Below are 19,867 nucleotides of genomic sequence, written 5' to 3' on the forward strand. Positions count from 1 at the left end.
AGGTGCCTCGCAGCTGACACTGGAAGTCCACCGCCTGGCGGTCAAACTCGTCAGCTTCCCATTCCCGGCCATCAAGGTGGCTCTTTGCCCATCTCATCCCGGTTGCCCTGCTGCGCTGCGGCCCGACGTCGACTCAACGGTGCGTCCGCGGACCGCAGCTGCAGCTTTGGTGCCGCGCCTAAGCCCCAGCTGGAACTGCAATGCCGATGTACTGGGTGGAGAGGTATTCCTCGATGCCTTCGGCTCCGCCTTCACGGCCCAGGCCGGATTGCTTCACTCCACCGAAGGGAGCCGCTGCATTGGAGATGACGCCCGCGTTCAAGCCCAGCATGCCCGTCTCAAGTTTCTCTCCCATCCTCAGCCCGCGGTCCAGGTCCTTGGTAAAGACGTAGGCTGCAAGCCCGTACTCGGTGTTGTTTGCCAGCCTGACCGCTTCCTCCTCGGTTGAGAAGGTGACGATTGGCGCGACGGGGCCGAATATTTCCTCGGAGAGAATGGGTGATCCCTCGGTAACTCCCGCGAGGATAGTTGGCGCGTAGAAGTATCCCGGCCCGTCCACGGTGGTCCCGCCCGTGACGACCGTTGCGCCGGCGGATACTGCATCAGTCACCAGCGAGTGGACTTTGTCCCTGCTCTTGGCATCGATCAGAGGCCCCACAGTGGAGCCCGGTTCCGTTCCGCGCGCGGTGGTCATCGACGCCATGCGGGCTGCGAACTTTTCCGTAAATTCATCAGCCACCGAATCCTGGACGATGAACCGGTTGGCCGCAGTGCACGCTTCGCCCATGTTCCGCAGCTTCGCCAGCATGGCCCCTTCAACAGCGGCATCTATGTCCGCATCGTCGAAGACGACGAACGGTGCATTCCCACCCAACTCCATCGATGTGCGCAGCACCGTCTCGGCGGCATCTGACAGCAGTCGCCTGCCGACCTCGGTTGAACCGGTGAAGGAGAGCTTCCGGAGCCGGGAGTCCTTGATCAGCGGTCCGGTGGTGGCGCCCGCCCTGGTGGATGGGACGACGTTGAGGACGCCCGGGGGGAGGCCGGCCTCCTGCATGACCTGCGCGAAAAGCTGTGATGTCAGAGGAGTCAACCTCGCGGGCTTGAGCACCATGGTGCATCCGGCGGCCACGGCGGGAGCGATCTTCCTGGTGGCCATTGCCAGGGGGAAGTTCCACGGTGTTATCAGAAGGCAGGGACCTACCGGCTTCTTTTGAACCAAAAGCCGGGACTTCCCGTCGGGAGAAACCGAGTAGCGGCCCGAGGCGCGGACGGCTTCTTCCGAAAACCAGCGGAGGAATTCGGCCCCATAGGCCACTTCGCCCCTGGCCTCGGCCAGCGGCTTGCCCATTTCAAGGGTCATCAGCAGGGCAAAGTCTTCTGCCCGCGCCGTGACCAATTCGAAGGCGCGGCGCAGGATCTCACCGCGTTCCCTGGGCGCAACGGCCGCCCATGGAGCCTGCGCAGCCGCTGCGGCGTCAAGTGCGGCCAGACTGTCCTCAGGCCCAGCGTCCGCGATGCTCACCAGGACCTTGCCGGTGGCGGGATCTTCGACGTCGAACGTGGCACCTGAGGTGGCGGCGCGCCAGTCGCCGCCAATCAACAAGCCAGTGGGTACGGAGGCGAGCAGCTCGCTCTCGCGCGAAGCAGTGGTCATCTTTGTTCTCCTTGCTGGATGGTGTGTCCAATTATATCGCCTTGCGGACAAGTTGTCTGCACTACGAGAAGTTTTCTGCTTGCTTGCGGCTGGAGCGCCCCGTATCGTCAATGTCCAAGGGTTGTCCGCGAGGTGAGAGAAACAAAATGACTGACACTGGTGAGGCCTCCGTCGGTGGCATGGGCCTGATCACCAAGTCGGTGGCCGTTCTTCAGGCGCTGGCCGCTTCCGGGGAGCTCACTGTGGGGCAGTTGTCCGACGCCACGGGCGAACCGGTCAGTTCCCTGTACCGCTTGCTGTCCTCCTTGGACGCCGTTGGGTGGGTGGAGCAAGGCAGCAAGCGCGGCAAGTTCCGCCTTGGCCTGGACTTCCTCTGGCTGGGGGCCCGGCTGGAAGCTCAATTGGATGTCCGACGCCTGGCCCTGCCGGAACTCACGCGCCTGCATGAGGCCACCGGGGAGACGGTCTTCCTCTGTATTCGCCGCGGAATGTCGGCCGTGTGCATAGAGAGAATCGACGGACGCGACGTCCAGATCCATAGCCTTCGGCTGGGGGAGTCGTTGCCACTTGGCGAGGGTGTTGCCCCGCGGGCCATTCTGGCTTTTGAAAGCCCCGACTTCGTGGCCCGATACCTTCGCGACGCCGCGTCCCGGGCCCCCGTCAGCGCGATCGCGCCGGAACGGGAGCAGCTGGTGCGGCTCCTCGATGAAACCGCGGCAAGCGGTGTGGCGGTGGCCGAAGCAGATTGGGTTGACGGCATCGGTGGCGTTGGTGCCCCGATCTTCGACCACAAGGGGCACGTCGTGGCTGCGCTGTCGATCAGCGGACTCTCCGGTCGTCTGTTCTCCGGAGATATTGACGTGGTGGCCTTGGTGACCCAGGCGGCGCACGCAGTGAGCCTGAAGCTGGGTTCAAAGTCATTCACAGGAAGGGTGAACCGTGGCCAAGCCAATTCAGTTGCTAGCCAAGAGCAGTAAGCTGCTGCATTCTCTCGCAGACGGGGGAGCCCTGCCCATCAGCGAGTTGGCTGAGGAGCTCGATATGCCGCGGCCCAGCGTCTACAGGCTGACCGATGCGTTGAGGCTGGTCGGCCTCACCTCAACTGCAGAGGATGGACGCATCCAACTCGGCGTGGAAGTACTGCACCTGGCGCGTGCGGTTCTGGACACCCTCCCTGAAGCCAGGGCGGCACAAGGTGAACTTCAGCGACTTAACCGCGTCACTGGCCAAACTGTATATCTCTGCGCTCCACGGGAAAACACTGTGGCATGCCTGGAATGGGTGAGGGGCACCCGCGTCTCCCTGCTGGCCCTCAGCCCCGGAGGTACGCTCCCGGTAAATGCAGGGGCAACCAGCCGGGCAGTTTTGGCGTATTCTCCGGGCCTCCTTGAGGGATTGTCCGGTCTCAGCCTTGAGAAGTTGACGCCGAATACGCTGACCTCGCTTGAGGCTCTGGAGCGCGACGGCAAGGAGATTCGCCAGCGCGGTTACAGTGTGTCGCGCGAGGACGTGACCGCGGGAGTATCGGCTCTGGGCGCTCCCGTCTTCGGCCCGGACGGCAAGGTCAGTTGCGCCATATCGCTGGCTGGGCTGACTGACGACATTCTGGGGAACGAGTCTCAGTATGCTTCTGAGCTTTTGATGTCTGCAGGCAGGATCCAGGAAGCGCTCAAAGCCAGTCGGTGACACCCGGCCGGGACGGACCGGCCCCGGCCGCTGACGCCCGGCCGTCGCCCGAACCTTCACCGCCACCCTATTTCCAGCCCCCGCAAAGGGGGCTCTTTTATTGTGCCCTTTGTGGCGCCACGGCGGGGAGGGGCGCCGCCGTCGGGAGCCCGGGTTTCCTGCACAAACATTTAATTCTCATTTCATAGACAAACTGTCCGCAGGGCGATACATTTGACGTACTTTGTTGAGAGAGGATTACCCATGAATACGAAAACTGAGGTCCTCACCGACCTGGAGATGAGCAGCATCATCCAAGAAGCCCGGTGGCGCGTCATCGACACTGTGGCCGCCAGCAAGGCCGGTCACATCGGCGGTCCCATGTCTGCCATGGACGTGCTTGTCTCCCTCTACTTCAAGCACATGCGCATTGATCCGAATAACCCGCGCGATCCCGAAAGGGACCGGTTCATCCTGTCCAAGGGTCACTGCGCAATTGGCCTCTACACCGTCCTGGCACTCAGGGGATACTTTCCCGTTGAGGAACTGGCAACCTTTGACCACGGAAACTCCCGCCTCCAAGGACACCCGGATATGCTCCTGACCCCTGGAGTGGACGCGTCAACAGGGTCGCTGGGTCAAGGTTTGTCCAGCGGCGCCGGCATGGCGCTCGGCGCCAAGAAGCTGGGAAAGGACTTCCACACCTGGGTCATGTTGGGCGACGGTGAACTCGGAGAAGGCATGGTGTGGGAAACAGTCCTATCAGCACCACGCTTTGGACTGGACAACCTGACGGCGATCGTGGACGTCAATGGCCTGCAGCAGTATGGCTGGCCGGCGGGGCCGCGGGACCGGTTCGACCGCAGCGAGCCCGTGGGCCACGTGGACCTGGAGGCCGTGTTCACCGGATTTGGATGGAACACCATCAGCATCAATGGGCACGATCTCAAAGAGATCTCGGACGGCCTCACCTTTGCGCAGTCTTTCCGCGGAGTCTCCGGAAAACCGACAGCGATCATTTCGAACACCACCAAGGGGTTCGGAGTCTCATTTACCAGTGGCACGTACAAGTGGCATAACGGCATCGCCACAGAGGAACAATTGCGGACCGCCCGGGAAGAACTCGGCCAGAAGATGGAGTCAGTCAAGTGAGCACCAAAGCACAACGTCAGGTTTGGGGAGAGACGCTTTCCGAACTGTCTGAACTGGATGAGCGCATCCTGGTCCTGGACGGGGACCTTGCGACGTCCACACGCGCGGACATCATTGCAGAGTCCCATCCGGAAAAGTTCATCCAGGTGGGCATCGCAGAGCAAAACATCGTCGGCATGGCCTTCGGCCTCAGTACCCTTGGGTACCGGCCGTGGCTGTCATCGTTCGGGGTCTTCTTCACCAACCGGGCACTGGACCAGGTCAGGATGCTGGTGTCCCAGACCAAGGCCCCAGTCCGTATCGCGGCGGCGTACTCCGGGTTGCTCAACGGCTCGAGCGGCAAGACACACCAGGACATCGAAGACTTCGCCATAATGCGGGCCATGCCCAACATGACGGTCATCGCCCCAGCCGACGCCACCGAGGCGCGCGCCGCCATCAAATGGGTGGCGGACTACGACGGCCCCGTCTACATTCGTTTCGCCCGCGACGCCGTCCAGGACGTATTTGACGAAGACTACGTGTTCGCACCGCACAAGCCCGTGGTCCTGCGCCACGGAACCGATCTCACGGTCGTCTCAACCGGGGTGCAGACCTCCAGGGTTGCGCAGGCGCTCGATTCCCTTGAGCAGGAAGGAATCACGGCAAAACACATCCACGTTCCGATGCTGAAGCCCTTGGACGAACAGGAACTCCTGCAGGAGCTCCGCTCTGCGCCCTTGATTGTCACCGTGGAAGAGCACAGCGTTCTCGGAGGACTCGGGGGCCTGGTCTGTGAGCTGACCGCAGGATCCGAAAAGCCTGCACGTGTCACCAGGCTCGGGCTTGCCGATCATTGGTCCGAATCCGCGCCGAACGAGTTCCTTTTGGACAAATACGGACTGTCACCGGCCAAAGTTGCGGAGCACATCAAGGCCACCCTGAAGTCGCGGAAGTGAATGACGTCCATTATGTCCAAGCCACTCCAGACTTTGAGCCCCCTTAAGACCGTGCAGCAGCGCGTGCCCGCCGGCCTTTCACGCATTGTCACCCTCACCCCAGCCCCGGCCATTGACAGGGTCTACTTCCTGGACCGCATGGTGGAGGGGCACGTCAACAGGGCAACCAGAGTTGAAACGTACTTGGCAGGCAAAGGCATCAACGTTGCACGTGCCCTGAGCCTCGCTGGAAACGTCGCCACCGCTGTGGTGCCCATCAACGACGAGGACCTCGAGCTGGCCGAGGGCAGCGAGAGCGTACGCAACAAGGTGTTCAAGACCGTGGGAGTCACTGCAGCCACCAGGGTCAACGCAATCATCGTGGACACGGACGGCGCCACCACAAACTTCAACGAGAACGCGGCGCCGCTGACTGCGGAGAAATGGCAACAGCTCTGCGACGCGACGCTCGATGAAGTCAAAAGGGTCCAGGCAGACTGGTTGGTCCTGGGCGGTTCGCTTCCGGTGGACAGCAGCACCGGCCACGAAGTCGATCCTGGCAGGCTCTTCCGTACTGCACATCAGCAAGGAGTCTCAACGTGCCTGGATACCTCGGGAGAAACCCTTAAAGCTTGGGCCTCATCAGCAACGCCGGTGGACCTGGTCAAGCCCAACAGGGAAGAACTGGCTGAGATCACTGGGACGGCGCTACGGACCATGAGGGATGTGGTGTTCGCCGCCAACGTGCTCCGGCAAAGGGGGATCAGGACCGTCTTGGCCAGCCTGGGAAGCGACGGGCTGGTAGCGGTCAGCGAGCATGGGGTCCTCTGGGCAAGGGGCCCTTCAGCCAGGGTCCTCAACACCACGGGAGCCGGAGACGCCGCACTTGCCGGTTATCTCAGCGCACTGCCGCACTCAACAGCGGCCCCGTACTCAACGGAAGTGGTCTGCGAGGCCCTTGCCCGCGCCGTCGCCTGGGGTGCGCTCGCCGTGCAGGAAGCCACTACCATCCTTCCGCGGGTCGTCTTCTCACCGGCAGGCATCTCAGTGTCCGCGCCGGACCCTGACTACGTACTTTCCCGGTAACTTATCGCCCACGATCTGCCAGGGCCCGTGTCTCGCAACGTCCGGGCCCTGGCTTTCCCTTGCCCGCGGACGTTTACGGGATGTACCGGTTGCTGCGCAGATATTCCAGGTGTGTTCGCAGGCTCTCGTGGGAGTCGACGCAGTCATTGAATCCTGCCTGCCTGATCTTGATAGTGCTCTGCACCATGTCGAAGTCAGACGCCATCCAGCCGTCAACGAACGGCCACGAAGCAATGGTGTCCCACGGCGTTGGCCGGAGTCCGTGACGGCTCACCATCTTCTGCCACAGCCCGTCCTTGTCACCCATCTGATCTGACAGGGACAGGGGCTGGGGTTCGGCCGTCGGCATGTCGAAGAACCCGGCCAGCACCTCCCAGAGTTGGTTCCACCGGAAGTTGTCACCGTTGGTGACATTGAAGATTTCGGCATGCGCTGCTTGAGCGGTCAGGGCCCACGAAACGGCCCGTGCAAGAAGTCCGGCATCCGTGGCTTGGTGCAGGGCCTTCCATGTTCCCGGCAGACCCGGGAAACGGAGAGGGACGCCTTCTTCCTTGCTCACTGCGGCGAAAACCGCCAACCCGTTGACGATGTTCATGGGGGATCCGGCGCTGAAACCGAACACGCCATCAGGGCGGAGAACGGTCCAGGAGAAGTTGCGCTCCTGGCCGCGCTGCCTCAGCGCGTCCTCCTGGTTGTTATAGAAAATGGGTCCAAGGAACCGGGGGTCTGATTCCTTGGCAGGCGTCTTGTAGTGGCCCAGGTGTTCCCCGTACGACTTCCCGCCTCCCACCATGACGACTCTCTCGAGGGTGGCGCCGGTGACCTCCAAAGCATCGAGGATATTGACCAGCATGGCGGTGTTGGGCTCCACAGCTGCCTTCATCGGCAGGTCAACGTAAGCGGCGTACACCACATGGGTGACCCTTGCCAGATCGGCGAAATTCTCCCTGACCGACGCCGGGTCAAGGAGGTCGACGCTGACGTGGCGAACGGTGCTCCGTTCGTGGAGCTCCTCCAGGGGGCCGCGCCGCGCAACCGTCACCACGTTCCAGCCGTCGTCGGCCAGGCGAAGGGCTGCCGCGCGTCCAATGACGCCATGCGCCCCGGCCACCAGTACCGTACCGGGGCCCTCGCTATGAAACTCTTTCATCACATGTCCATTCCCAGCTGACTGCTGTGGTTGAAATGGCATTGGGCCGGGCCAGGTGGCCCGGCCCAATGCCGAAGATGAACGCGCAGGTGCACGTTGTTTGTTAATGCTCGACGGCGGTAGCGGCCCTAGTGGGAGCCGGCGCCTTGGAGGGTGTCGTCGCCCGCTACGGCCTGGACGTGATCGTGCGGGTCTCCCTTGTAAGCCCAGATCCGCTTGTACGAGCCGGTACCAAGATCGTCAAGCAGGTCCGGTCCCACCGGATTCCAATTGAGCTCGGCCCGGGCTTTTGCCGAATCCACGCGGCTGTTGCTCGAGATTGCTACGTCAACCCAGCGCTGCCCCAAGGCTTCGTAGGCCACCTCGGGCGGGCATGACTCTGCTGACTCCAGGCCCACCAGCCGGGCGATGGTCTCTGCGATGTCGCCCATTCGGGCTTCACCCGAGGCCAGGTTGTAGACGCTCCCTGCAGGGGCGTTTTCCAAAGCCAGGAGGTAGGCCTCGGCAAGATCGGAAATGTACACGTTGGACCAGCGGTTGTCGCCTCGGCCCACATACAAGCTGCGTCCCGAGGTGATGGCCTGACGGATGAGCAAGGGCAATTGTTCGCTGGCGCCATCGCCAAAGATCATCGACGGCCGCAGGACCACCGTGTGGATCCCCCTTCCGGAGGCTTCGGTGACCGCTTGGTCGGTGGAGTACCGGGTGGCCACGATCTCTGCGGGGTCATGGACCACGTCTTCGGTGAAGACGGTCTGGTTCAGCTCACCCTGTGCCAGGTCTGTGTAGACGCCCGTTCCGCTGGTGCGGATGAACTTCTTTCCCGTTCCTTCCAGGGCCGAGAGGAACACCTGCGTTGAGTCAGCGTGATCGGCCGTGGCAGTGTCAACCACCGCATCGGCAGCCAGGGCAGCTTCGCGGAGGGTGGTGGCGTCGTCGAGTCCGCCGAGCACGGGATTGATGCCCCGGGCACGCAGGGCCTTGGCGCCGCTTTCGCTGCGGACCAGGCCACTGACGGAGTGACCGGCCTGAAGGAACCTCTGTGACACCGCCTGTCCGATGTAGCCAGTGGCTCCAGTTACGAAGATATGCATTGTTTTCCTTTTCTCTGTGCGGGGTTTTGTCTGGGGGCTGCTTAGGCCACGTGGTTCAGTTGTTCGTCCTGCTGCCCTTGGGGCAGGACGTTGGGACGGTCATCGTCCAGGAGGAGGCGGCTGATGGCGGAACAAACAGCTTCGGCCATGGTTCCGATCGGGGCGTGCTCCGGGTGAACGAGGTATCGCTGATAGTGATCCTCGGAGGGGAACACTGACATGTATCCGGTGACGTTAACGTCGTCGACGGCCCTGATAACCCGTACGTCCTCCAAATCCGGAATCTTGCCCGGAAGGCTCCTCAAGGCGTCTTCAAAGGTGGTGCGTGCCTCGCGAGTGATGTCCTCGGGAAAAGTGAAACTGACGAGTTGGTAGAACATCGTTCTGTGGCCTATCTGTTGTGGTGGTTCATTTGATCGGGATTGGTCTTGTGCTCAACGGTGACGAAGATCAATTGCGACAGCCCAATATTTTCCAGATCGTGGAGCAGGTATTCGCCGGGAAGAAAATGGAAATGACGCGAATCGCCCACGGCATACTCCACTTCCCGTGTGGTGCCGTCGTCTTCGTGCTGCCTACTGCGTCCTGCGGTGACCGCTGTCCAGAAGTAGTCCAGGACATGACGGTGGGCGTGGAGGCGCTGACCCGGGTCCAGCCTGATTTCCCAGACCCTTACGTGCTCGGTCTCCGAGACGATTCTTTGTCCGACGTTGAAGTTGTAGGCGTTCTCATGAAAGTCGCGGAGGACTTCTTCCGGCCAGCCAACGAAGTTTCGGGCCACTACGGCTCCCGCTCGCTGGCTTCCACGTGGGACGGTGGCCGGGCTTTCCTGGGTTGTCACTAGGTGTCCTCTCGATGGCAGGCGAGGAGGAATCACACGAACGTGGTGACGCCTCCGTTGACGGTGTATTCGGCTCCGGTGATGAAGCTTGCGGCGGGTGATGACAGGAAGAGGATGACTGGGGCGACGTCGTCGGCGTTCCCCAGCCTCCCTACCGGCAGTGCCGAGTCATTGACGAACGCTTGGATTGCCTCTTCCCGCGGTACACCGAATTTGCGGGCCTGGGAGTCGAGGAATCCTCCGGGGCGATCCCACATTGAAGTGTAGATATGCGCCGGTGCAACTACATTGGACCTGATTCCCTTCGGTCCGAACTCGCGGGACAGCATCTTGGACAGAGACAGGACGGCGGCCTTGGAAACGCTGTAGTCCGGCGCATCCACCAGGGGGGTCCTTCCCGCTTCCGAGCCCACATGGACGATTGATCCTGAACCGGCCGCAATCATGGATGGCAGGACTTCCCGGCACATCCTCACATATGCCATGAAGTTAAGTTCCATGGTGGAACGCCACATATCGTCGGTGACGTCCAGGAAGCCCTCCCGGACCGACACCGCCCCAGCGTTATTGACAAGGACGTCTATTCCACCGAATCGTTCAATGGCTTCTTGCACGGCGGGCCCGGGGGACTCCGGAAGAGCCAGATCCGCGGCAATGTGCAGGAGCCTGCCGGCCTCCGCGCCTTCGACGCCCGCCGTTTCCACGTGTTCGCGGCTGACTCCAACAACGTTTGCTCCTTCCTTGAGGAAGAGTTCCGCGGCAGCGAGCCCGATTCCCTGGCTCGCCCCTGTTATAAGGACAGTTTTGCCGCTGAAAGTTTGATTCATGGTCCGTGTTTGCCTTCCTCTGTTCATGCAAATCAGACGTTCGCAGAGGACACCGAGCCTAGCTGCCAGGCGGCGCAAGGTCCCGGGTTCGAGGGGCAAAGGATTGGTGGATATTCGTTTTAGTTCTTTTGCTTGGGTCCTGGGTTCCCTCGAATGGGCTTGAAATCAATGCTTCCACGAAGGGCGGGCAGGCGTCCAAGACCAGAATGCAATGCAGGGGCAAAGCGCTGCTTATGACTTCGCGGGGCCTCGTCAGGACCACATGAAGGAGTACGATCCCTCGCGTAATTCGTCCTGGAGCCCCGGCCCCTTGGGCTGCCAGCCCAGTTCAATCCTTGCCTTGGTAGCATCCACGCGGCAGTTGCCTGCAAGCACGCCATCGACGAACGTCACGCCGTATGCCGTGTAGGCCGTATCCATGGTGCATGACTGGGCATCGGCGTATCCGAGGATCCCGGCGATGTCCTGGGCGATGTCGCCCACTGACGATTCGCCGGCAGCGATGTTGTAGAGACTCCCTGCGGGTGCCTTGGCCAGGGCAAGCGCGAACGATTCAGCCGCGTCGGCGATGTAGACGTGGGATTGCCTGTTGGCGCCGGGGCCTATGTACAGGCTTTGTCCCGCAGTGATGGCCCGCTTGATCAGGCCTCCGATCACAGGACCGCCCGCCTCCCCGTAGGCAATCGAAGGGCGAAGGACCGTGGTGTGAATGTCCCTCTCCGCGGCTTGCTGCACCCGGTCGTCCGTTTCGAGGATTTGGGCTATCCCCCGAATCGGAGAGACCGACATCCCCTCTTTGTGGACGGTCCTGTTCAGCGAGCCAAGGGATGCGTCCACGTACACCCTTGCAGTGCTGCTTCGGATGTACCGTTTGCCGGTACCCTCCAGCGTGGCGAGGAACAGCTTCGCTGCCGGCAGGTGCCCTGAGGCATCAACCACAGCATCCACCAGTTGCGTGACGTTCCGGATGGTCTCCCCGTCTTCGAGGGTGGCCAGGATGGGAGTTATCCCACGGGCCTCCAAGACCCTCGTTCCCGTCACAGTGTCCGTGAGCCCAAAGATCTCATGGCCTGCCATCTTGAGCCGTAAGGCAATTGCCAGTCCAAGGTACCCGGTTGAGCCGGTGACAAGTACAGACATTCTGATTCCCTTTCGGCTGAACGTCCCCGCGTGCTGCGCATTCCGCTATGCACGTCCGTGAACATCGTTCCACGGCAATTGCAGGGTCTCTAATAGAAATCCGCTGTGGGACCCATGGGGTTTGATTATGGCTTGGGTTCTTTGCGTCGGCCGTTGCGCCGTTCCAGCACGGCTGGCAGTTCTTGCAACAGTTCCACGTACCTCTCCGCGGTAGGCGACAACTTGGTGCGGCTGTACACAGACAAGTCCCGGGTCAGGGGAGGGAAGGGTTCCACAGCCACCCCGGGCCCGTCCATGGGAAGGGCGTTGGCGGGAAGCAACGCAACACCGGCGCCCGCTCCTGCCAGCTTGACGGCGCTGTCTATCTGCCCGGTGTGGAACACGAAATCAGGGGTGATATTGGTGGATTGCATGTACTCGCGGATGAATTCGCCCAGCCCGTGATTTCCTTCGAAGGTTATCCAGGAATGCGAATCCAGCGAGCTCACGGGAAGGATCCCGCGGGACTGGGGTGCCCCTTGCGGGGTCTGTCCCGCATACGGTTGGACGTCTTTCAGGATGGGATCCTCGGGAGCCAGATACAGCACAAAGATCTCATGGCCCAGGTCGATGACCGGTCCGCTCCACTGCTTGGGCGTGGGGCCGACCGCCAGATCTCCCGTGCCGGAGGCCACCGACTCCTCCAACGTCCTCCTGTGGGCGAACTCCAACAGGGTGACGGGAATCTTTGGGTTGTCGTTATGCCAACGGAGCAAAGACGGAGGCAGGATGCCCGCGGCTATGGAGTGCACTGTGGCAATCACTAATTCGCCTGCTTCACCGTTGAGGACTTCGCGGGCCGCCCGCTTCGCGTCCTCGGCAGCCTTCAATGAGATGCGCGCGTGTTCAGCGTAGGCGCGGCCGGCAGGGGTCAGCCGCACCGTTCCGGTGCTTCGCTCTATGAGCTCACCACCCGCGGCGCGCTCCAGCGCGCGGATTTGTTGGCTCAGTCCTGGCTGGGATACACGGAGGAGTTCAGCCGCCCGGGTGAAGGACCCTTCCTCTGCCACGACCAGTAAGTATTCCATCTGCCTCAAAGTCACCTTATAAGCATAGGTTATGCAAGGCGCTGGAAATAGCTCTTGGACTTTCCTGTGTGCTGCGACACAAGCTGGTGACATCAGTTCAAAGCAGCGGCAGGCGGCCGCAATGCAAACGCCCCGGAGCACCGATTCACGATTTTGTTGAAGCCGTGCACCGATTCTTGGAGGTAACACGATGAAAAACGGAATGTTCGTCTTCGACTGCGTTGTTCACACGCAGGATTTCACTGATCGGCAGATCCGGCCCGGAGGTGACGGCCGGCAGGTTCGCGCGCACCGCACCAACCAGGGGCAGTTCAATAAGCTCATGGCCACCAAGGGTCCGGCCGACAAGCCGGACTACTACGATCCTGTGGATGTCGAATGGGCAAACAAGACGCTCTTTGAGCAGTCCGACACGGACATCGCGATGGTGTGCACGGTGCCGCTCTTTGGCCAATGGCAGAACTCGCTGGGGCCCGCCGAATTGAACTATCAGCTGGCTGCTTCCAACCCGTCCCGTTTTTACTTCACCGGCGGCGTGGACCCCGTGTGGCAAGGGCTGGACTTCGCGCTGGAAGAGATGGAGCGGCAGGTCAAGGAATGGGGTGCGGTCAGCTTCAAGTTCTACCAGTACCACGATGAGGAACATCACTGGCGGGCTGATGACAAGGAGATCGCCTACCCGCTGTGGGAAAAGGCAATCGAGCTCGGCATCAAGATGGTGCAGTTCCACAAGGGCTATCCCTTGGGCATGCAGCCGGTGGAAGCGTTCCGCCCCAATGACATCCAAATGGCCGCGTATGACTTCCCGGAATTGAACTTCGGGATCCACCACCTCGGCGATCCCTACGTCGATGAGCTGGTCAGCATTGCGTCCCGTTTTCCCAACATTTACTTGATGCTTCCGCTGTGGCACAACCAGTATTACCTTCAGCCCTACCCGATGCTGCACCGTCTGGGGCAGACCCTGCTCTTCGTCGGAGCGGACAAGCTTTGCTACGGATCCGAAGGCTTCCTGTGGCCGCACATGCAGACCTACATCGACACGTGGGCCAACCTCGAAATGCCGGAGGAACTCCAGGACAAGTACGGATACCCGGAGCTGACTCCGGAGATCAAGGAGCAGGTCTTTGGCTTGAACTTTGCCAAGGGCCTGGGGATTGACCTCGAGGTAAAGAAGAAGGAATTGGGGCTGCTGTGACGGGTGCAGCCAATCCAGAACCCCGGGAAGAGGACCTTCAAGAGGCCCTGTCCTACATTCGTCCCCTTCTCAAGGGGCACTCGGGCGACCTCACCATCGCAGCAGTTGAGGACGGTGTGGTGACTGTCGATTTCCATAACGCGTGCCACTCCTGCCCAGCCATATCAGTGACTTTTGCCGGTCTGGTCCGTTCCCGCCTGATGCAGGTGGACGGCGTAAAAGGTGTCAGGTCTTCGCAGGTCCACGCTTCCCAGAGGGCCTTGGACCGGATTGCTGCCACCCTTGGCAGTTCGGCGCATTACCGCCCTGGGCAGCCGGCTGCACGGCCGTCGCTGCCACTTCGGCCCACACAGCCAGCGGCGTGCCAGGCGGCGGCCGTGGCCGATGCGGGAAGGTGCTGACGTGAACCCTTCCGAGCTCTCGTTCAGACTCGACGGCGGCGTCACCATGGTGACGGGCGGGGCGTCCGGCATTGGTAGTGCCATTGCCACGGCGTTGGCGAAAATGGGCAGCCACGTGGCCGTGGTGGACCTGCCGTCCAGTGATGCTTCGGCAACGCTGGAGGCCATCAGGGCGGCCGGAAGGAACGCTGAGTTCATTCCGGCTGATGTGACCAAGCCTGAGCAGATGCAGGCTGCCGTGGAAAAGGCGGAAAGTTCGTTGGGTCCGCTCACGGCAGCGGTGAACTCTGCCGGAATTGCCCATGCCGTTGCGGCAGAAGACATGACCATGGAGCAGTTCGAGCGCGTGTTCCAGATCAACGTCACCGGAGTGTTCCTTAGCTGCCAGGCACAGGCCCGAGCCATGAAACGCAACGGTGGGGGCGCGATCGTGAATTTGGCATCCATCTCCGGAATCGTCTCCCACCGGGAAATGCTCCAAGCGCACTACAACAGTTCCAAGGCCGCCGTAGCGCACCTTTCAAAGTCGTTGGCCACAGAGTGGGCTCCCTACGGTATCCGGGTCAATTCCATTTCTCCCGGCTTTACCCGAACACCTATGAACGACCGTGCGGAAGTGGCAAGCATCCTGGACGAGGCCGTCACCCGGAACACGCCTTTGGGGCGGCCGGCCGAGCCGCTTGAAATGGCAGGGCCCGCGGTGTTCCTGCTGTCGTCTGCAGCCAGCTTCTGCACTGGCGCGGACCTCGTGGTGGATGGTGGCTTTACCGCCTGGTAGGACGCAACTCGCTGCCTCCAGCGATAACCCAGGGTTATCAGCTGCGAAGAATCTTTGACTTGGACTTATCGTGACGGTCCTCACAAACTTGAAATAGCTTCGCAGGTGCCCGGTCGAGGGCCGGCAAGCGGAAAGCCCCGCTACCCCGAGAGTGCGAAGAGCTTCACATCCCCAACCCTCATCACACCGTCGAGATTTTCTTACAGAGAGGTAAGGCCCATCGTGATGAACGAATCAAGCCGTACAACGCAAACGGACTCTGTTCAGGCAGGCCGTCAAAGGAAGCTGCGCCGCCCCATGGGAGTTGCTCTGGCGATGCTCGCCACGGCTGCCCTGGCGCTGACTGGTTGCAGCGCGGACGGAGCCGCCAACGCAGGCGGTTCGGGCAAAAAGACCATCGGCGTATCGATGCCCGAGTTCCACTCATTGTTTTACGTTGCCGCCGTTGATGGCATGAAGAAGGCCGCTGCCGACGAAGGCTATGAACTCGTCGTCCTGAATGCAAACGGCAATTCCTCGCAGCAGGTCAACCAGGTTCAGAACCTGGTGACCCAGCAAGTCGGGGCAGTCATTTTCGCCATGCAGGATGCGACGGCCGGTGCGGCCGGTGTTGCGGAGGCCAAGGGGGCAAACATCCCCGTTATTGCCATTGACCAGCGGCCCCAGGGCGACGTAACAACCTTCATTGGCAGCGACAGCATCAAGGCTTCCACGGAACTCTGCGACTACCTGGCCAAGCAGATGGGCGGCAAGGGAAACCTGGCCATCATCAAGGGCGTGCTTGGTTCCTCCACAGAAATTGAGCGCTCCAAAGGATGCGGAAGCATTCTGGAAAAGAATCCGGACATCAAGGTGGTCTCCACCACCAACGCCGACTGGGACGAGAACAAGGCCTACAACGTGGCCCAGGATGTCCTGACGGCCAACCCTAACCTGCAGGCAATCTTTGCCCAAAATGACGGAATGGCCCTTGGTGCGGCGAAGGCAGCAGCGCAGGCCGGCCGCTCCAACCTCAAGATCGTCAGCGTTGACGGCTTCCCTCAGGTCTATGACGCCATCGAGGCCGGGCAGGTCCTGGCCACGATGTCCCAGGAACCTTTCCAAATGGGCGAGTTGGCCGTTCGCACCGCCATTGAAGCGATGAAGGGCGATGCTGCCTCCATTGAAAAGGAGCAATTGCAGCCAACCGTCCTGGTGACAAAAGAGAACCTCGAAGAGGCTCGTTCCGCCGGATACTACGGCCCCGCGAAATAGCACGGAGCCGGCCTGCCCTGTACCGGGCAGGCCGGCACTTCCCCCCGAACCAAGAAGGAAATCCATGTCAATCCTGAGCACGGGACCGGCACCCCTCAACGGAGGAACGCTGACCGAGGAGCCCAACGCCCTCAAAGGAATAGGCCTCACCAAACAGTACGGCGGCAACACAGTGCTGCACGGAGTCGACATCACGCTGAAGGCGGGAACGGTCCTGGGATTCATCGGTGAGAATGGCGCTGGAAAGTCCACCCTGAGCTCCATTCTGGCTGGTATCAAATCTCCGGATGCCGGCGAAATGTGGCTGAACGGAACTCCCTATGCTCCCACCGGTCCAGCCTCGGCGTTGAACAGTGGGGTTGCCATCATCCACCAGGAAATCAAGATGGTGCCGCGGCTCAGCGTCGCTGAGAACATGTTCCTGGGACGGTGGCCGAAAAAGCGGGGCCGCGTGGATACAGCATCCATGGCCGAGCAGGCTGAATCGGCGTTGGCCGTTCTGGGAGCCAAAATAGACCCACGCCGGGCCGTCGCCGGGTTGTCCATGGCGGCCCAACAGGAGATAGAGATCGCCAAGGCAATTCTTCGCGATCCGTCCTACGTGATCTTCGACGAGCCGTCCGCCTCTCTGGGGCAGGAGGAGACCGAGAAGGTCCTTGATCAAATCCGGATCCTCCGTGACCGGGGCGCAGGCGTGATCTATATCAGTCACCGCCTGGACGAAATCTCCGCGATTGCCGATGAAATACTCTGCCTCCGGGATGGTCGCCGTGCGATGGCGTGGGACACCGGACGGGTCACCAAGGACCAGATGATTCACGCCATGGTGGGGAGGGAATTCGTTTACGCCCATCAGCAACCGGAACCAGCCCAAGAGGACGTGGTGCTGGAAGTGGACGGCCTGACCCGTCAGGGAGTCTTCAGCGATGTTTCCTTCTCGGTCCGCAAGGGGGAGATCCTGGGGATGTCCGGCTTGGTCGGTGCGGGTCGCACGGAGGTTGTGAGGACCCTCGCCGGAGCCGACCGGGCGGATACCGGAACGGTGACGGTCGAAGGTAAGGCCGTTGAGATCCGCAATGTTGCAGGTGCCATCCGCGAAGGCATTTTCATGGTCCCTGAAGACCGCAAAGGCCAGGGGCTGAACCTTGGCAGGAGCGGGGGAGAGAACATGGTCCTGCCGTGGGAAAACACCCTGACCCCCAGCGGCTTCGTCACCAACAGGACCGTGAAGCGCGTCGAGCGCGAGCAAGCCCTTGAACTGGACATTCGGGGCAATCTGAGCATCCCGGTCCTGTTCCTGTCCGGAGGAAACCAGCAAAAGGTCCTGCTGGCCAAATGGCTGGTCCGGAAACCGAAAGTGCTCATCCTTGATGAACCCACCCGTGGCGTGGATGTCGGTGCCAAGGCAGCCATCTACGGGATCGTCAGGAAGCTGGCAGCTGAAGGGGTAGCGATCATCGTTGTCTCTTCCGAACTTGAAGAGGTCCTGGGCCTCTCCCATCGCGTCCTCGTCATGGCAGGGGGAAGGCAGCGCGGCATTCTGAGCCGGGACGAAGCCCTTCCAGACCGTGTCATGGAACTCTCAGTGCCGTAGCGCACTTCATGCCCTTCACGACAGAAAGTTAAGACAGTGCCCACAACGAATACCATCGGCGCCAAGGCCGAGCCAGGCGCCCGGCATAACACCGGCTCAGGCATCGGCCCCGAGCCATTGCAAGCAAGGATCAAGCAGCTCGCCAAGAGTGTCCCGGGCCCCGTGATCGGCCTGGTGGTCATTTGCATCGCGATGTCGCTGCTCTCGCCGTACTTCCTCACTCCGAACAACCTCATTAACGTCCTCAGCCAGGTGTCCTACATCGGGATGATGGCCGTGGGGGCCGCGTTGGTCATCATCCTCGGTGGAATAGACCTTTCTGTCGGTTCCACCATGGCGTTGTCATTCATGGCGACGGCGTTCCTCTATAAGGAAATCGGCCTGCCGTTTTGGCTCGCCATGGTTTGCGGGCTCATTCTGGGTGCCTTCATCGGCCTGGTGAACGGGCTCCTGGTGACGTTCGGGCATGTCCAGCCATTTATCGCGACGCTGGCAACCATGTTCGCCGGTGCGGGGCTGGCTCTGTACATCACCAATGGAAACCCGGTGGTCGGCTTCCCTGATTGGTTCCTCGGCCTGTCCCGTACGCGACTGCTGGGAATCCCGCTGCAGGTCTACCTCATGCTCCTGGTCTTCATTCTTGCCGCTCTGTGGTTGCGGTACCGGCCCTCCGGCCGCCAGCTCTACGCCATTGGCGGCAACGAGGAGGTAGCCCGCCTTTCAGGTATCAGCGTTCGGCTTGCCCAAGCACGCGTTTACGTCATTGCCGGGTTCCTGGCGGCCCTCGCCGGTCTGGCAGTCGGAGCCCGGTTGGATTCGGCGCAGCCAACTGCGGGAAGTGCCTCCGATCTGTTGAGCGTGATCGCCGCAGTTGTTATTGGCGGGGCCAGCTTGTCCGGCGGTGTGGGTTCCATGTTCAGTACGTTCATTGGCCTTCTGATTATCGGCGTCCTTAACAACGGGCTTACCCTGCTGAACGTGTCGCCGAATCTCCAACCGGTGGTGATCGGCGTCGTCATTGTGCTGGCGGTCATCAGCGATCGAGGCAACCTTCCGCTGAAGCGAACATGACTCCACTTCCAACAAACGAAAGCTCCCTCCACGAATCGTGGAGGGAGCTTTCGTTTTTTTCAGGTGTGGTTTGTTCAGAGTTCGTGGGGATTGGGCTGCCCGTTCCAGGCAGTGACTCCACCGTCAGCGGTCAGGATGTGTCCGTTGATATAGGAGGCGTCGGCCGAGGCGAGGAAGGTGAACGAAGGGGCAATCTCCTCCGGGGCAGCAATGCGGCCCAACGGGATGGAACGTCCAAAGGCTTCCTTGAGGCCGGCGGTGGTATCCAGGTTCTTCTGCAGCAGCGGCGTCAAAACAGGTCCGGGAGCCACGGCGTTGCAGCGCACACCACGCTGGGCGTAGTCCACCGCGACGCTGCGGGTGAAGTTGATGACCGCACCCTTCGAGGCGTCGTAGGCGGCATAGCTGTAATCAGCGCCGATACCTGAGACGCTCGCAGTATTAACGATGTTGCCCTGGGAGCGGATCAGGTGGGGAAGTGCGGCCCGTGTTGCGTAAAACAGGCCATCCACGTTGACCTTCATGACGGTCCGCCAGAGCTCGTTCGAGGTGGTTGCCGCCGGGCCCGTCGGAGCGATGCCGGCATTGTTGACCAGTACATCCAGCGTGCCAAGTTCTTCCACACTCTCGTTAATGACGGCGGCGATGGCGTCCAGATCGCTGACGTTGGCCACCTTGAGTGTCATTTGCGCCGATAGGACGGAGTTTCGCTCCCGAAACCGTTCCATCGGTTCTGCGCTGAGGTCCACACCGACGACGTTGGCCCCTTCAAGGAGGAACCTCTTGAAGACCGCAGCCCCCAGTCCGGACCCGGCCCCCGTGACGATGACTGTTTTTCCGAGGAATCGATTCTGATCCATTTGCTACTCCATATTTTTCACGTGGCTTCGCGCCACAGCGGGGCAAAGGCGAGAAAGAATGTCAATTATTATCGCCAAGCAGACATTGTGTCCGTATTATAAGAACAGGCTACTT

Annotated in this window: 20 protein-coding genes; 11 read left to right on the forward strand and 9 right to left on the reverse strand. The window is 61.2% G+C overall.

Going from position 1 to position 19,867, the window contains the following annotated elements:
- Window positions 1–178 precede the first annotated feature (178 nt).
- A complete protein-coding gene (locus ACNAOU_RS04005; RefSeq protein ID WP_422758081.1) occupies window positions 179–1,657 on the reverse strand; it encodes an NAD-dependent succinate-semialdehyde dehydrogenase in 1,479 nt (492 codons plus the stop codon).
- A gap of 146 nt (window positions 1,658–1,803) precedes the next feature.
- Here ACNAOU_RS04005 and ACNAOU_RS04010 point away from each other — a divergent pair, with 146 nt between their 5' ends.
- The 5 genes from ACNAOU_RS04010 (at window position 1,804) to ACNAOU_RS04030 (ending at window position 6,477) form a co-directional block, all read left to right on the forward strand.
- On the forward strand, window positions 1,804–2,634 hold the full coding sequence (locus ACNAOU_RS04010; RefSeq protein ID WP_422758082.1) for an IclR family transcriptional regulator: 831 nt from the start codon (window positions 1,804–1,806) through the stop codon (window positions 2,632–2,634).
- Window positions 2,597–3,343, forward strand: a complete 747-nt coding sequence (locus ACNAOU_RS04015) for an IclR family transcriptional regulator (protein WP_422758083.1) — start codon at window positions 2,597–2,599, stop codon at window positions 3,341–3,343. Before ACNAOU_RS04010 ends, ACNAOU_RS04015 begins: the two co-directional genes overlap by 38 nt.
- A 243-nt stretch (window positions 3,344–3,586) precedes the next feature.
- Window positions 3,587–4,474, forward strand: a complete 888-nt coding sequence (locus ACNAOU_RS04020; RefSeq protein WP_422758084.1) for a transketolase — start codon at window positions 3,587–3,589, stop codon at window positions 4,472–4,474.
- Window positions 4,471–5,412 (forward strand): transketolase family protein, encoded by a 942-nt coding sequence (locus tag ACNAOU_RS04025; RefSeq protein WP_422758085.1) that lies wholly within the window; start codon window positions 4,471–4,473, stop codon window positions 5,410–5,412. Before ACNAOU_RS04020 ends, ACNAOU_RS04025 begins: the two co-directional genes overlap by 4 nt.
- 12 nt (window positions 5,413–5,424) lie before the next feature.
- Window positions 5,425–6,477 carry a 1-phosphofructokinase family hexose kinase gene (locus tag ACNAOU_RS04030; protein ID WP_422758086.1) on the forward strand — a complete coding sequence of 351 codons (1,053 nt, stop codon included), beginning with the start codon at window positions 5,425–5,427 and terminating at the stop codon, window positions 6,475–6,477.
- Between the two features lie 73 nt (window positions 6,478–6,550).
- On the opposite strand, the gene ACNAOU_RS04035 is transcribed toward ACNAOU_RS04030, so the two are convergent.
- From ACNAOU_RS04035 to ACNAOU_RS04065, 7 genes are all read right to left on the reverse strand, one after another.
- Window positions 6,551–7,627 (reverse strand): SDR family oxidoreductase, encoded by a 1,077-nt coding sequence (locus ACNAOU_RS04035; protein ID WP_422758087.1) that lies wholly within the window; start codon window positions 7,625–7,627, stop codon window positions 6,551–6,553.
- 128 nt (window positions 7,628–7,755) lie between these two features.
- Entirely contained in the window at window positions 7,756–8,721 is a 966-nt protein-coding gene (locus tag ACNAOU_RS04040) for an NAD-dependent epimerase/dehydratase family protein (RefSeq protein ID WP_422758088.1), read from the reverse strand.
- A 41-nt stretch (window positions 8,722–8,762) separates the two neighbouring features.
- Window positions 8,763–9,101 carry a Dabb family protein gene (locus tag ACNAOU_RS04045; RefSeq protein WP_422758089.1) on the reverse strand — a complete coding sequence of 113 codons (339 nt, stop codon included), beginning with the start codon at window positions 9,099–9,101 and terminating at the stop codon, window positions 8,763–8,765.
- Between the two features lie 11 nt (window positions 9,102–9,112).
- Window positions 9,113–9,562, reverse strand: coding sequence for a hypothetical protein (locus tag ACNAOU_RS04050; RefSeq protein WP_422758090.1), 450 nt, complete (start codon window positions 9,560–9,562; stop codon window positions 9,113–9,115).
- Window positions 9,563–9,594: 32 nt separating this feature from the next.
- Complete coding sequence (locus tag ACNAOU_RS04055; protein WP_422758091.1) at window positions 9,595–10,389, reverse strand: SDR family NAD(P)-dependent oxidoreductase; 795 nt, start codon at window positions 10,387–10,389, stop codon at window positions 9,595–9,597.
- A gap of 252 nt (window positions 10,390–10,641) precedes the next feature.
- On the reverse strand, window positions 10,642–11,529 hold the full coding sequence (locus ACNAOU_RS04060; RefSeq protein WP_422758092.1) for an NAD-dependent epimerase/dehydratase family protein: 888 nt from the start codon (window positions 11,527–11,529) through the stop codon (window positions 10,642–10,644).
- A gap of 125 nt (window positions 11,530–11,654) precedes the next feature.
- Window positions 11,655–12,596: a LysR family transcriptional regulator gene (locus ACNAOU_RS04065; protein WP_422758093.1), complete on the reverse strand. Its 942-nt coding sequence runs from the start codon at window positions 12,594–12,596 to the stop codon at window positions 11,655–11,657.
- Window positions 12,597–12,786: 190 nt separating this feature from the next.
- Between ACNAOU_RS04065 and ACNAOU_RS04070 the strand changes: the two genes are divergently transcribed.
- From ACNAOU_RS04070 to ACNAOU_RS04095, 6 genes are all read left to right on the forward strand, one after another.
- Window positions 12,787–13,794, forward strand: a complete 1,008-nt coding sequence (locus tag ACNAOU_RS04070; RefSeq protein WP_144651775.1) for an amidohydrolase family protein — start codon at window positions 12,787–12,789, stop codon at window positions 13,792–13,794.
- Window positions 13,791–14,195 (forward strand): NifU family protein, encoded by a 405-nt coding sequence (locus tag ACNAOU_RS04075; RefSeq protein ID WP_422758094.1) that lies wholly within the window; start codon window positions 13,791–13,793, stop codon window positions 14,193–14,195. The genes ACNAOU_RS04070 and ACNAOU_RS04075 overlap by 4 nt, the downstream gene beginning before the upstream one ends.
- Before the next feature lies 1 nt (window position 14,196).
- Window positions 14,197–14,973 (forward strand): SDR family oxidoreductase, encoded by a 777-nt coding sequence (locus tag ACNAOU_RS04080; protein ID WP_422758095.1) that lies wholly within the window; start codon window positions 14,197–14,199, stop codon window positions 14,971–14,973.
- Between the two features lie 297 nt (window positions 14,974–15,270).
- On the forward strand, window positions 15,271–16,227 hold the full coding sequence (locus ACNAOU_RS04085) for a substrate-binding domain-containing protein (RefSeq protein ID WP_422758096.1): 957 nt from the start codon (window positions 15,271–15,273) through the stop codon (window positions 16,225–16,227).
- 64 nt (window positions 16,228–16,291) lie between these two features.
- Window positions 16,292–17,821, forward strand: a complete 1,530-nt coding sequence (locus ACNAOU_RS04090; RefSeq protein ID WP_422758097.1) for a sugar ABC transporter ATP-binding protein — start codon at window positions 16,292–16,294, stop codon at window positions 17,819–17,821.
- Window positions 17,822–17,857: 36 nt separating this feature from the next.
- Window positions 17,858–18,892: an ABC transporter permease gene (locus tag ACNAOU_RS04095; RefSeq protein ID WP_144651782.1), complete on the forward strand. Its 1,035-nt coding sequence runs from the start codon at window positions 17,858–17,860 to the stop codon at window positions 18,890–18,892.
- 74 nt (window positions 18,893–18,966) lie between these two features.
- Here ACNAOU_RS04095 and ACNAOU_RS04100 read toward each other — a convergent pair whose 3' ends face one another.
- On the reverse strand, window positions 18,967–19,752 hold the full coding sequence (locus ACNAOU_RS04100) for an SDR family NAD(P)-dependent oxidoreductase (RefSeq protein WP_422758098.1): 786 nt from the start codon (window positions 19,750–19,752) through the stop codon (window positions 18,967–18,969).
- Window positions 19,753–19,867 lie beyond the last annotated feature (115 nt).

The sequence above is a fragment of the Paenarthrobacter sp. C1 genome (assembly GCF_049315185.1).
Classification (GTDB): Bacteria; Actinomycetota; Actinomycetes; order Actinomycetales; family Micrococcaceae; genus Arthrobacter; species Arthrobacter nicotinovorans.

Coding starts and splice junctions, on each gene's coding strand:
- ACNAOU_RS04045 (WP_422758089.1), bottom strand. CDS start 9,101: ATGTTCTACCAACTCGTCAGTTTCACTTTTCCCGAGGACATCACTCGC.
- ACNAOU_RS04030 (WP_422758086.1), top strand. CDS start 5,425: ATGTCCAAGCCACTCCAGACTTTGAGCCCCCTTAAGACCGTGCAGCAG.
- ACNAOU_RS04070 (WP_144651775.1), top strand. CDS start 12,787: ATGAAAAACGGAATGTTCGTCTTCGACTGCGTTGTTCACACGCAGGAT.
- ACNAOU_RS04090 (WP_422758097.1), top strand. CDS start 16,292: ATGTCAATCCTGAGCACGGGACCGGCACCCCTCAACGGAGGAACGCTG.
- ACNAOU_RS04060 (WP_422758092.1), bottom strand. CDS start 11,529: ATGTCTGTACTTGTCACCGGCTCAACCGGGTACCTTGGACTGGCAATT.
- ACNAOU_RS04085 (WP_422758096.1), top strand. CDS start 15,271: ATGGGAGTTGCTCTGGCGATGCTCGCCACGGCTGCCCTGGCGCTGACT.
- ACNAOU_RS04065 (WP_422758093.1), bottom strand. CDS start 12,596: ATGGAATACTTACTGGTCGTGGCAGAGGAAGGGTCCTTCACCCGGGCG.
- ACNAOU_RS04035 (WP_422758087.1), bottom strand. CDS start 7,627: ATGAAAGAGTTTCATAGCGAGGGCCCCGGTACGGTACTGGTGGCCGGG.
- ACNAOU_RS04005 (WP_422758081.1), bottom strand. CDS start 1,657: ATGACCACTGCTTCGCGCGAGAGCGAGCTGCTCGCCTCCGTACCCACT.
- ACNAOU_RS04040 (WP_422758088.1), bottom strand. CDS start 8,721: ATGCATATCTTCGTAACTGGAGCCACTGGCTACATCGGACAGGCGGTG.
- ACNAOU_RS04055 (WP_422758091.1), bottom strand. CDS start 10,389: ATGAATCAAACTTTCAGCGGCAAAACTGTCCTTATAACAGGGGCGAGC.
- ACNAOU_RS04010 (WP_422758082.1), top strand. CDS start 1,804: ATGACTGACACTGGTGAGGCCTCCGTCGGTGGCATGGGCCTGATCACC.
- ACNAOU_RS04100 (WP_422758098.1), bottom strand. CDS start 19,752: ATGGATCAGAATCGATTCCTCGGAAAAACAGTCATCGTCACGGGGGCC.
- ACNAOU_RS04020 (WP_422758084.1), top strand. CDS start 3,587: ATGAATACGAAAACTGAGGTCCTCACCGACCTGGAGATGAGCAGCATC.